The 13,604-nt window shown below is 70.4% G+C and carries 2 protein-coding genes; one reads left to right on the top strand and one right to left on the bottom strand.

The genetic code is table 11. From position 1 onward, the window contains the following. Positions 1 to 36: 36 nt before the first annotated feature. Positions 37 to 1,095, bottom strand: coding sequence for a LacI family DNA-binding transcriptional regulator (locus ACYVOO_RS19535; RefSeq protein WP_461017282.1), 1,059 nt, complete (start codon positions 1,093 to 1,095; stop codon positions 37 to 39). An 842-nt stretch (positions 1,096 to 1,937) separates the two neighbouring features. Here ACYVOO_RS19535 and ACYVOO_RS19530 point away from each other — a divergent pair. Continuing rightward, positions 1,938 to 13,598 (top strand): type I polyketide synthase, encoded by an 11,661-nt coding sequence (locus ACYVOO_RS19530; RefSeq protein ID WP_461016925.1) that lies wholly within the window; start codon positions 1,938 to 1,940, stop codon positions 13,596 to 13,598. Positions 13,599 to 13,604: the final 6 nt, after the last annotated feature.

Below are 13,604 nucleotides of genomic sequence, written 5' to 3'. Positions count from 1 at the left end.
CTCCTTGCTCGTGTGGTCGTACGTGCGGAGGCGGGGTCAGGCGCCGGGCGGCGGGCCCGCCGTGTGCCCGGCCCGGAAGGCGCAGGCGACGAACGGGGTTGCGGCCGGGACGGTCGGGACGGTCGAGGCGGTCGGAGCGCCGTCCTCGGCGAGGAGGCCGGTGAGCGCGCGTACCGCCGCCGCTCCCAACTCGGCGCGGGGGATGTCGAAACCGGTGGGCTCCGGCCGTCCGGCGAGGTCGGCGGGCGGCGAGCCGAGGAGGGCGAGGGAGACGTCGGCGGGCGCGGACAGCCCGGCGCCCTCGACGGCGGTGAGCAGCGCGCGCCAGGCGGCGCCGGTATCGGTCTCCTCCGCGACGAACGCGGTGACACCCTCGGCGTACCGCGCCCGCACCCACTCCGAGGTGATCCCGGCGGCCGGATCGGCGGCGCGCGTCACGGGATCGGCGCCACCCTCGGGCCCGGCGAGACCGGCCGCGTCGAGCGCGGCGCGGAAACCGCGCTCGCGGTCGGTGGAGGCGGGCGCGTCGTCGTCCTCGCGGACGAGGACGACGCGGCGGTGGCCGAGCGCGGCGAGGTGGCGTACGACCTCGGCGCTGGCCTCGACGTAGTCGGCGCCGACCCAGGCCAGGCCCGAGAGTTCGTCGCGGCGGCCGATGTGGACGGCCGGGTAGCCGTCGTCGACGAGCCGTCGCAGCGCGGCTGCGGGGACGTGACGGCCGAGGAAGAGACAGCCGTCGGCGAGCCGCACCCGCTCCAGCGCGCCGGAGGCGTCGGCCTGGGCGCCGCCGGGGCTGGAGCCGGTGAACAGCACCAGGTCGAAGCCCTGGACCGCCGCCTCCTGCTCGACGCCGACGAGGAAGGGGTAGTACGAGTGCTCGACGGCCGTCGGGAAGGTCGCGGTGAAGCTGAAGACGCCCAGCAGGTTGTTGCGGGCCGCGGCCAGCCTCCTGGCGGCGGGGTCGGGCACGTACCCCAACTCCCGTGCCGCCGCGAGCACTCGGGCGCGGGTTTCCTCGTGCAGCGCGATGCCCTGCTTGTTGCCGCCGAGGACCAGCGACACCGTCGTCTGGGAGACCCCGGCGAGCCGCGCCACCTCGGCCTGCCGAGGCCGCCCCCGCCGGGCCTGCACGGCACCTCGCTCCGGGCGGTTTTCGACCATGGTCGCCTCCTTAACTAATACGCATTAGCCCCGGGGTGTCGGAGAAGAGGCGGGGTTGCTAATGCGGATTAGCCAGCACTGTGCCGCCGCGCGACAGAGCTGGTCAAGGGGCTTCACGGACTAATACGGACTAATACGTCGGCCCTTCCGGAGGGGCGGGCGTCGAGCATGTCGGTGTTGCGTCCGCCCCGCGAACGGTGGGACGTGTGGGGCAGCAGACCTCAATGACGCGTTCACCGGCGTCTTCGAGAAAGGCGGCCAGGCCGGCGCCGTAACTGACGGTGCCTTCCAGAGCCCAGCCCGCCCCCTGACAGCACGGCCCCCAACTCACAGCCCCCTCATGAGCGTTGGGGCCTTTCACCACGTTCACGCCCTCGCCAGGCTGTCGCCCCTTCTGTCGGCGCAGGCCGCGCGTTTACCTGGAAATCCGATCGCGCCGACGCGCCGCATCCCATGGTCGGCGTCTCGCTGCCCTGGCGTGCGGGCCTCTCGGTTCGGGAGCGCGGGATACGGGTGGTGAGTCGGTGCACCTAGCCCTCTTGCTGGACAAGAGTCACCCCTTTGTAGCGCGGGCCGGTGGGTGACGGATCTCGATTGATCGGAGCTGATCGCCGACTTGGCTTCGGTCGTCCAGCCGGGCGCCCAGGGAAGCCGACCTCGGAGACGTCGCTCTGCCTGCACGGGTGGCTCTGCATCCGGTCTGGCACTCGCGCTACGTGCAGTCGCAATCGCATCCGTTGCGGATATTCCAGCCCCTACATGGAGTAGCTGAATCGATGAACACCATTGCCGTGATCGGGATTGCATGCCGGTTGCCAGGAGCGCCTGATCCGCGGGCCTTCTGGAGGGTGCTGTCCGCCGGGGAAAGCCATGTCACCGAGGCACCTGCCGGGCGGTGGGACTCGGCCGATCCAAGTGTCCGGCTGGGCGGGTTCATCGACGACATCGATCGCTTCGACGCCGCCTTCTTCGGCATCTCCCCCAATGAGGCTGCCGTAATCGACCCCCAGCAACGGCTGATGCTGGAGATCGCGTGGGAGGCCCTGGAGGATGCCCGAATCGTTCCCGGCACCCTTGCCGGGTCCAAGACGGGTGTCTTTGTCGGCGCGATGTGGGACGACTACGCAACCTTGGTGTACAGGCACGGCACCGCCGCGCTCACGCCGCACACGATCACGGGGCTGCACCGCAGCATTGCCGCCAACCGGATCTCCTACGCCCTGAATCTCAGCGGCCCCTCCCTCAGCGTCGACTCGGCGCAGTCGTCGGGGCTGGTAGCCGTTCACATGGCGGTGCAGAGTCTGGTGCGGGGGGAGTCCTCGCTGGCCGTCGCAGGCGGGGTGAACCTGAACATCCTCGCGGAGAGTACCGCGACCGCGCAGCGGTTCGGCGGACTGTCTCCCGACGGGCGCTGTCACACCTTCGACGCGCGGGCCAACGGCTACGTGCGCGGCGAGGGAGCCGCAGCTGTGGTGCTCAAACCCCTCGATGCGGCGTTGGCGGACGGTGACCCGGTCTACTGCGTGATCCGGGGTAGCGCCGTCAACAGCGACGGTGCCACCCCGGGGCTGACCGTGCCGGCCGCCGATGCCCAGGCTCAACTGCTGCGTGATGCCTATGCGGCGGCCGGAATCGCTCCTTCGAGCGTCCACTATGTGGAACTGCACGGGACGGGTACGCGCGTAGGTGACCCGGTCGAGGCCGCAGCCCTGGGCGAGGTTCTCGGAGCGGGCCGCGCTGGAGGCACGCCGTTGCGGGTGGGCTCGGTGAAGACCAACATCGGTCACCTGGAGGGTGCGGCAGGCACAGTGAGCCTGCTCAAGACCGCCCTCGCGATCAAGCATCGCCAGTTGCCGCCGAGTCTCAACTTCACGACCCCTCATCCAGCGATTCCCCTTGATGAACTTGGCCTGCGGGTACAGCGCGAGCTGACCGACTGGCCCGCGGAGCACCTTGTCGCGGGCGTGAGCTCCTTCGGCATGGGCGGCACCAACTGCCACATGGTCCTCACCGGACCTGACGCCATGGACCAGGTCACCCTCGCGAGTGCGCGCAATGCCCCTGCTCGAAGCGCCGGAGGCCGAATCCGCCGCGGTTCGCCCAGCGGGCCGTCGCAGGAGAGCGGTACCCGGCCGGATGGGAACGCGGTGGCGTACGCGCTGAGCGCCCGCAGCCCTCAGGCGCTACGGGGCCAGGCCGCGCGCCTGGCCCGTGTGGTGAAGTCCGACGACCCGGCCGATCTGGCGCTGTCGCTGATCACCACGCGGACCCACTTCGAGCACCGGGCCGTCGTGCTCGGTGCCGGTATCGAGGCGCTGACCGCCTTGGCAGAGGGCGAGCCGAGCGGCGACGTGGTCACCGGGACCGCGGCGGAGGGCCGCACGGCCGTCATGTTCACCGGACAGGGCAGTCAGCGTTTGGGCGCGGGGCGCGAGCTTTACCGCACCGAGCCCGTGTTCAGGGCCGCGCTCGACGAGATCGCCTCGCATATCGACCTTCCGTTGCTGGACGTGATGTTCGGTGAAGGTGACGCTGAGGCGCGGCGGCTCGACCGCACAGCCTTCACCCAGCCCGCTCTGTTCGCACTGGAGGTGGCCCTCTACCGGTTGATGCGGTCCCATGGTGTCCAGGTGGACCTGCTCATCGGTCACTCGATCGGAGAGATCGCCGCCGCCCACGTAGCCGGCGTGCTGTCCTTGGCCGACGCCTGCACCCTGGTCGTGGCGCGGGGCCGCCTGATGGAGAACGCGTATGCGGGTGGCGCGATGATGGCCATCGAGGCCACCGAGGAAGAGGTTGGCCCGACGCTCACGGACGGCGTCGACCTGGCCGCCGTCAACGCGCCGAACGCGATCGTCGTCTCGGGAGATCACGACTCAGTGATGTCGATGGGTGCGCGCTGGAAGAAACACGGCCGCCGCATCCGGCAGTTGCGCGTCTCACATGCTTTCCACTCCTCTCACCTGGACCCGGTCCTGGATGAGTTCCGCGCAGTGGCCGAGGCGCTGACCTACCGTCCACCGAGCCGCCCGATCGTGTCCAACGTGAGCGGCGAGCTGGGTGGGGACGAACTCCGCACAGCCGACTACTGGGTGCGGCACATGCGCGGCACGGTCAGGTTCGCCGCGGGAGTGCAGACTCTGCGCGCGGCGGGAGCCGTGCGCTTCCTCGAGCTGGGGCCCGGCCCGGCCCTGGGGCCCATGGTCACCGCCGCCCTGACGGATGGTCCGGCCGAGGTGATGTCGGCACTGCGGGCCCAGCGCGAGGAGGACCAGTCGGTACGGTCGGCACTCGCCCAGTTGTGGGTGACCGGCTGTGCGGCCGACTGGCGCTCGGTCTTCGCCCCGCCATCGGCGCAGACCGTGGACCTCCCTACGTATGCCTTCGACCGCGAACGTCACTGGTTCGACGCCGCGGCCGCCTTCGTACCGGCCGAGCTGCCGGCCGCCCAGCCCGCTGCGGCGGTGCCTGTCCGCTCCGATCGATCCGTGCTCGACTCCGGTCGGTCCATGCTCGACCTCGTACGCACCACGGCCGCGATCGTCCTGGGGCACACGGATGCCGACGCGATCGGCCCGGAAACGCCCTTTCGTGACCTGGGCTTCGACAGCATCAGTGCCGTGCAACTGCGCGGCAGGCTGCAAGCGTCGACGGGGATGCGGCTGAGCCCGGCACTGATCTTCGACTACCCCACCCCGGCGGTCCTCGCCCGGTACCTGGCCATAGGCAGCGAGGCCGCCCCCGAGGAGGACGTGACACCCACCGCGCCCGCGGAGCCGGTGGCCATTGTGGCGATGAGCTGCCGTTACCCCGGCGAGGCGGACACCCCGGAGAAGTTGTGGAGCATCGTCTCGAAGGGCGTCGATGCGATCAGCGACTTCCCCGTCAACCGCGGTTGGGACATCGACGCCCTGTTCGACGCCGATCAGGACCGGGCCGGGCACACCTACACGACCAAGGGCGGCTTTCTGCACGACGCGAACGCGTTCGATGCGGCGTTCTTCGGGATCAGCCCCCGGGAGGCCACTGCCATGGACCCCCAGCAGCGGCTGCTGCTGGAGACCTCCTGGGAGGCGTTGGAGCGAGCCGGGATCGATCCGTGGTCGTTGCGCGGCGAACGGATCGGCGTCTTCGCGGGCGCCATGGCACAGGACTACGGGCCGCAACTGCACGAGGCGGCCGACGGCTTCGACGGGTACCTGCTCACCGGATCGACCACCAGCGTGGCCTCCGGCCGGATCGCCTACACGCTGGGGCTGGAGGGACCGGCCCTCACCGTCGACACCGCGTGCTCGTCGTCCCTGGTGGCGATGCACCTTGCCGTGCAGGCCCTGCGGCAGGGCGAATGCACGATGGCGCTTGCCAGCGGCGTTGCCGTGATGTCCAGCCCGGGCATGTTCGTCGAGTTCAGCCGCCAGCGCGGGCTTTCGCGCGACGGCCGCTGCAAGGCGTTCGGAGCGGACGCGGACGGCACCGGCTGGGCCGAGGGCTCGGGCCTGGTCCTGCTCGAACGGCTCTCGGACGCCGTCGCCCACGGGCATCCGGTGCTGGCCGTGGTCCGCGGATCAGCCGTCAACCAGGACGGCGCCTCCAACGGCCTGACCGCGCCCAACGGCCCCTCCCAGGAGCGGGTGATCCGGCAGGCCCTGGCGCAGGCCGGGTTGCGTCCCGCCGATGTGGACGTCGTGGAGGCCCACGGGACCGGCACCGCCTTGGGCGACCCGATCGAGGCCCAGGCGCTGCTCAACACCTACGGTCAGGCACACTCCGCGGACGATCCCCTGTGGATCGGATCGCTCAAGTCCAACATCGGCCACACCCAGGCGGCGGCCGGGGTCGGCGGGGTCATCAAGATGGTGTCCGCCCTGCGGCACGAGATCCTCCCGCCAACGCTGCACGCCGCCGAACCCTCCCCTCGCATCGACTGGTCCTCGGGGCGGATGGCCCTGTTGACCGAGGCCCGCCCCTGGCCGATGCTCGACCGGCCGCGCCGCGCCGCGGTCTCCTCCTTCGGGATATCCGGCACCAACGCCCACATGATCATCGAGTCCTACCCGGGTGCCTCCCCCGCTGCGCAACCCGCGGCGCCCGCCCCCTCCACTGCCGTGGCGGTGCCTCTGGCGGCACGCTCGCCGGACGCGTTGCGCGCCCTGGCGAGCCGGGTGGCAGAGGCACCGTTCACCTCGGTCGCCTCGACAGCGCAGACGCTGACGCGCCGCACCGCGTTCGAACACCGGGCCGTAGTGGTCGCCGCCGACCAGGAAGAACTGCTCACCGGCCTGGCCGCGCCGTCCTGCACGGAGACCCGTCCGCAGGGCAAGACCGTATTCGTCTACCCGGGCCAGGGTGCTCAGTGGGCCGCCATGGCCGCCTCCCTCCTGGACACCTCCCCCGTATTCGCCAATGCCGTCGAGGAGTGCGCGACCGCCCTGGCGCCGTACATCGACTGGGACCTGCACGCCACCTTGCGCCACGGCACAGGCCTGGAGCGAGTCGACGTGGTCCAACCGGCGCTGTTCGCCATGATGGTCTCGCTCACGGCCCTTTGGCGGCACCACGGCGTGGTGCCCGACGGGGTGATCGGCCACTCCCAGGGCGAAATAGCCGCCGCCTACGTCGCCGGAGCCCTGTCTCTCGACGATGCCGCCAAGGTAGTGGCGCTGCGCAGCAAAGCCATCACGGCTCTGGCCGGACGCGGAGGGATGACGTCCGTTCCGGCCTCGGCCGACGAGACGGCGCGGCTCATCGAGCCATGGGCCGGCCGGATCTCGATCGCCACGGTCAACGGCCCCGAGGCGACGGTCGTCTCCGGTGAGGTGGCAGCGCTCGACGAGTTCCACGCCACCTGTGAACGAGCCCGGCGCATCCCGGTGGACTACGCCTCACACTCGCACTACGTCGAGGAGATCCACGCGACCCTGCTGCACGAGTTGGACGGTCTGAGCCCGCTCACCCCGGAGATCGAGTTCCACTCGACAGTCGGTGGGCAGGTCACCTTCGACGCGGACTACTGGTACCGCAACCTTCGCCAGACCGTCCACTTCGCACCCACCATCGCCGGGCTGTCGGAGTACACGACGTTCGTCGAGGTCAGCCCGCACCCGATTCTCACCGGAGCCGTTCAGGACACCGTGGAGGACGGCGTCGTCATCGGGACACTGCGACGCGACCACGGCGGCCTGGAGCAGTTCCTGACGGCACTCGGCGAGGTCTGGGCGCACGGCGGGTACGTCGAGTGGCATACACCCGACGCCGAACCGGCCGACCTGTCCACCTACCCGTTCCAACGCGAGTCCTACTGGCTGACCCCGAAGACCACCCCCGGGAGCCTTGGCCCGGCCGGGCTGTCCGAGGCCGGACACCCCCTGCTCGGGGCGGCTCTGGAGCGGGCGGACGGAGACGGGCTCCTCCTGACGGGACGGCTCGACCTGCGCACCCAGCCCTGGCTGGCGGACCACTGCGTCCTGGACACGGTGCTGCTGCCCGGCACCGCGTTCGTCGAGATCGCCCTCCACGCCGGTGCCCGGCTGGGCGCCGGCTCGCTCGACGAGTTGACGCTCGAAGCCCCGCTGGCGCTGAGGGAGCGCGCGGCCGTGGACGTGCAGGCGGCCGTGAGCGCCCCCGACCCGCAGGGCAGTCGCACCCTGAGCATCTATTCCCGGCCGTCCGCCGTGCCGGACGCGACCTGGACCCGGCACGCCTTCGGCAGCCTGTCCCCCGCAACGGCTCCGGACCCCGGCCCGCACGAACCGTGGCCGCCTGCCGACGCCCTGCCCGTCGACGTCACCAGTGTGTACCCCCACCTGCTGGCCGCCGGATACTGCTATGGACCCGCCTTTCAGGGCCTGCACGCGGCCTGGCGCCGTGGCGATGACATCTTCGCGGAAGTGCGTCTGCCCGAAGGCGAAGCGGACTCCTTCGGCATCCACCCGGCCCTGCTCGACGCGGTCCTGCACCCCATCGTGGCCCTGACAGGGCCCACTCCTGCCGAGGGCCCCCGACTGCCGTTCGCCTGGACCGGCGTGCGCCTGCACGCCGTCGGCGCGACATCCTTGCGCGCCCGTATCACCACCACTTCGGCCGGTGTCGCCCTCACCATGACCGACCCGGCCGGCGGGCTCGTCGCCACGGTGGAGTCCTTGGCCCTGCGCCCAGCTCCCAGCGACCTCACCGCGGCCGCGGCCACCGATCCGCTCTATACCGTCGCCTGGACCCCCACCACGCTCCCCGATGCCCCGGCCCTGCCCGATCTCACCATCCTGACCTGCACGGGCGCCGCGGACGACGCCGCTGCGGAAGAACCGAGCCCCACAGCCAACGGCGTGCCCCTGGACAACGGGGGACTCACGAGTCCGTCCGTCGGGCGATCCGGTGATGACACCCGGCCGTCGGTGACCGGCGCGGATTCCACGCGACCAGCGTCATCTCCGCACGCCGTGCTGGCACAGGTTCAATCGTGGCTGGCGTCCGAGGGCCCACAGGGGCGGCACCTCGCCATCGTCACGCACGGGGCGGTGGCCGTCTCGCCGGGAGAACCGGTCTCGCCGGAGGCCGCCGCGATCTGGGGCCTCATACGCACGGCTCAAGCCGAGAACCCGGGCCTGATCACGCTGGTCGATCTTCCCCCGGACCAGATACCGGGGCCGGTATCGGCAGTTCACGACGACGCCGGCCCCAAGGCCACACCTGTACGGGCCCCGTCCAGCGCCCCTCTTCCCGAGCCCTTCGCCACCGTGGGCGACACCGTTGACGGAAGGAGCACGGCCGACGCGTCCTCGCCCGGCCTGTCGGTCGCCGCGCTCGTCGCGGCGGCCGTGGCACTGAACGAGCCGCAGCTGGCGGTCCGCGGTCAGACCGTTCACACAGCCCGGCTGCGGACGCTTCCCGCCACGGGCGAACAGCTCGCTCTCGACCCCGACAAGACAGTCCTGATCACCGGTGGCACCGGTGGCCTGGGCCGCCTGATCGCCCGGCACCTGGCGACGGCCTACGGAGTGAGGCACCTGCTCCTGCTCAGCCGCCGGGGTGCCGACGCCCCCGCGGCTGACAGCCTGGCCGAGGAGACCGGGGCGCACGTGACCGTCGTGGCCTGCGATGTCGGCGACCGCGACCAGATGGCCGGCGTCCTCGCGTTCATACCGGATGACAGGCCTTTGCAGGCCGTCATCCACACGGCCGGGGTACTGGACGACACCGTGTTCGGTTCGCTGACACCGTCCCGGCTCGATGGCGTGTACTGGCCCAAGGCCGACGGGGCGCGGATCTTGCACGAGCTCACCGCTGGGATCGACCTCGCGGCGTTCGTGCTCTTCTCGTCGGTCACAGCGACCCTGGGCAGTGCCGGACAAGGCAACTACACCTGCGCCAACGGTTACCTCGATGGCCTTGCCGCCCTGCGCCGGTCCCAGGGCCAGGCAGCGACGAGCCTGTCCTGGGGCCTGTGGGCGCACGAGAGCGGGATGACCGCACATCTCGACGACGCCGACCGGAGTCGCATGTCGCGCGGCGGCATCGCGGCGATGCCGACCGAACTGGGGCTGCGCCTGTTCGACGCCGCCCTGCGAACCGGTCAACCCCACGTGGTTCCCGCCCTGCTCGACCTGCCTGCGCTACGCGCGCCGGCCGCAGCAGAGAGCCTCCCCGCGCTGCTGCGCGGTCTCGTGCGGCTACCGGCCCGGCGAGCCGCGAGCACAGCACAGGCCGATCGCTCCTGGGAGTCGAGGCTGGCCCCGCTGCCCCAGGAGCAGCGGACGGAACTGGTGTTGGATCTCGTCCGCGCCACCGCGGCATCCGTACTCGGGCACTCCTCGGCGTCCACGGTCGACGCCGGCCGGGCATTCAAGGCGCTCGGTTTTGACTCCTTGACGTCGGTGCAGTTCCGCAACCGGCTCGCCGCCGAAACCGGGCGCCGCTTTCCGGTGACGATCGTGTTCGACCACCCGACGCCGCGGGCCATGGCCGAGTATCTGGTGGCTCAGCTCACCGAGAGCACAGCGGAGCCGACAGCGGCCGGCACACCGCCCAAGGAGGAGTCCGTACCACAGGATGATCCGATCGCGATCGTGGGCATGGCGTGCAGGCTGCCCGGCGGCGCGAACACGCCCAGCGGCCTGTGGGATCTCGTGGCAAGCGGCCAAGAAGCCCTGGCACCGTTCCCCGTGGACCGGGGATGGGATCTCGACGCGCTCCACGACAGCGCTCCGGACCGGACCGGCACCGTACGCACCAAGTACGGCAGCTTTCTGACGGACGTGGGCGGGTTCGATGCGGCGTTCTTCGGGATATCACCGCGCGAGGCTCTGACGATGGAGCCTCAGCAGCGGCTCTCGCTCGAGGTCGTATGGGAGGCGTTCGAGCACGCGGGCATCGATGCCGAATCCCTTCGCGACACCGCGACCGGGGTGTTCATCGGCGCCATGCGCAATGACTACGGGCCCGCACTGGGCGACCTGCCGGCCGATCTCGAGGGCAGCTCGATGACCGGAACCGCCGGAAGCGTGCTGTCGGGCCGTGTCTCCTACCAGTTCGGCCTGTCAGGGCCCGCACTGACGGTGGACACCGCCTGCTCCTCATCGTTGGTGGCGACGCACCTGGCTGTGGGCTCCCTGCGCACAGGTGAATGCTCCATGGCCTTGGCGGGCGGGGTGACGGTGATGTCCACGCCTCGGACGCTCGTTGAGTTCTCCAGGCAGCAGGGCCTGTCGGCGGACGGCCGGTGCAAGGCCTTCGCCTCGGCGGCGGACGGAACCGGCTTCGGTGAAGGTGCGGGGCTGCTCGTGCTGGAGCGGCTGTCGGACGCCCGTCGACGGGGGCACCGCGTGTGGGCGGTCATCCGCGGAACAGCCGTGAACCAGGACGGGTCCAGCAACGGATTGACCGCCCCCAACGGCCCGGCCCAGCAGAAGGTCATCGGGGCCGCTCTGGCCGATGCCCGGCTGACCGCCGCGGACGTGGATGTGGTCGAGGCGCACGGCACCGGCACCACCCTCGGGGACCCCATTGAGGCCGCGGCACTCCTGGACACGTACGGGCGTGAGCGGCCGGCACGCGCGGAAGGCGGAGTGCTCCCGCTCTCCCTGGGATCGCTGAAATCGAACATCGGCCACACGCAGGCCGCCGCCGGGGTCGCCGGGGTCATCAAGATGGTCATGGCGATGCGCCACGGAACTGCTCCGAAGACCCTCCACGTCGACGCCCCTTCCCCACACGTGGACTGGGCACCCGATACCGCGGAGTTGCTGACCGAGTCCGTGCCGTGGCCGGCAACGGGACGGCCACGACGGTGCGGCGTGTCGTCCTTCGGCATCAGTGGCACCAACGCCCATGTGATCCTTGAGGCCCCCGACGAGGTCACGTCCCCGGCCCCGGGCGGCCCGCCCGAGGACAGCCGGGAGCGATCGAGCCTGCCCGGCGATGTGCTGGCCCTTCCCTTGTCGGCCCGAAGCGGCAACGCACTCGCGGGCTTCGCCAGGCGGCTTCATGAACACCTCGGCAACCCTGCGGCGAATGACCGGCCGGCGGACCTGGCGTTCACGCTCGCGACGGCCCGCCACCTGTTCGACCACCGGGCCGTCGTGCTCGGATCCGATGTCGCCCAGGTGCGCCATGGGCTCGAAGCGCTTGCCGAGGGCAGGCCGACCGCGACGGTCGTCCAAGGAGTCAGCGGTGACAGCACGAAGTACGCGTGTCTGTTCACCGGACAGGGCGGCCAGCAGGCAGGCATGGGCCACGAACTGCACCGTGTCTTCCCCGGCTTCGCTCAGGTCATCGACACGGTGTGCTCTACCGTCGACCCGGTACTGAAGCGCCCGCTGCGCGAGGTCATGTTCGCACCTCACGGGACCGACGACGCCCGGCTGCTCGATGAAACCCACTACACCCAGATCGCGCTCTTCGCTTTCGAGGTGGCTCTTTTCCGGCTCCTCGAGTCCTGGGGAGTGAAGCCCGACTACCTGATGGGGCACTCGCTCGGCGAACTCGTGGCCGCACACGTCGCAGGGGTCCTGACCCTGGAGGACGCAGCCACCCTGGTGGCGGCGCGAGGCCGGCTGATGCAAACCCTGTGCCCGGGCGGTGCCATGGTCGCGGTTGCCGCGCCCGAGGAGGAGATCGCGCCGCTGGTCCAGGACCGCGGTGGCAGCGTTGCCCTGGCCGCCGTCAACGGACCCGCATCGGTGGTCCTGTCCGGCGACGTGGAACCTGTGCTGCATCTTGCCGAGACACTGAAGTCCCGGGGCTACGCGACCCACCGCCTGAAGGCGAACCGGGCCTTCCATTCCCACCACATGACCGCCGTCACCGAAGAATTCCGTGCGATCGCAGCGACCCTCAGCTTCGCCGCGCCCCGCATCCCCATCATCTCCAACGTCACGGGCCGTGTTCTTACGGAAGACGAGGCATCGTCGCCGGACTACTGGGCCGCTCACATCGGGAAGCCGGTCCAGTTCTACGACGGCATCCGCTACCTGCGCACCGAGGGTGTCGACCAGTACCTGGAAGTCGGCCCCGACGCCGTACTGTCGGCCATGGCCCAGGAAGCCCTCGCCGGGCAACCCACAGCACCCCTGACCATCGCCACCCAACGACGAGGACAACCAGAGACCGGCACCCTCGCGACGGCGGTGGCCGAGGTCCACGTCACCGGCATGACGAAGGTGGACTGGAACGCGCTGCTCCCCCCTCAGTGCGCCATTCAGCCCGATGTACCCACCTATCCCTTCGAGCATCAGCGGTACTGGCTCGAGGCCACAACCGGTTCACCGCCGCCCGCAGCGACTCCCCAGGAGGCGACGGGCTCCTGGCATGCGGGTGCTACGGCCGCACCCCCGACCGACTCGCCGCGCGACCGCACAACCCTGTCCACGGTCCAGGACCCCGCGTCGCCGGACGACTCCCCTACGGTGCGGGAATCACTCGCCGGTCTTTCCTTGAACGGGCAACGGGACTACCTGACCAACCTGGTGCAGGGTGAGTCAGCGGCCGTGCTCCGCTACTCGACCCCCGACGACGTCCCCACCGAACAGCCCCTCAAAGACCTCGGTATGGACTCGCTGGGCGCCACCACCCTTACCAGGCGCCTGCGTTCCGTGACCGCACTGGACCTGTCGAACACGCTGACCTTCAACTTCCCCACCGCAGCCGGAATAGCCGAGTATCTGCGCACGGAGATGGCGGTTCCCACATCCGACTCGCTGTCGTGGGACACCGAACTCGACAAACTCCAGTCCGCGCTGGCTGAATTCTCGGGAAGCCAGACCGAACGCAGCGCCATCGAAGCCAGGCTCAAAGCCCTTCTGGCGGAGGTCTCGGGGGTCGCGCAGGCCCCACAGGTTGCACATTCCGGGGACGACCTTGCGGATGCCACCGCCGACGAATTGTTTGCCGTCATCGACAACGGCGCCCAACAGCGCGACCACCGCGCCGACAATCACGACTAGAAGCGA

It is taken from the genome of Streptomyces daliensis, from assembly GCF_054782395.1.
Note: the sequence above shows the minus strand (reverse complement) of the source record. Positions and strands in the feature narration are given on the sequence as shown.

Coding starts and splice junctions, on each gene's coding strand:
- ACYVOO_RS19530 (WP_461016925.1), top strand. CDS start 1,938: ATGAACACCATTGCCGTGATCGGGATTGCATGCCGGTTGCCAGGAGCG.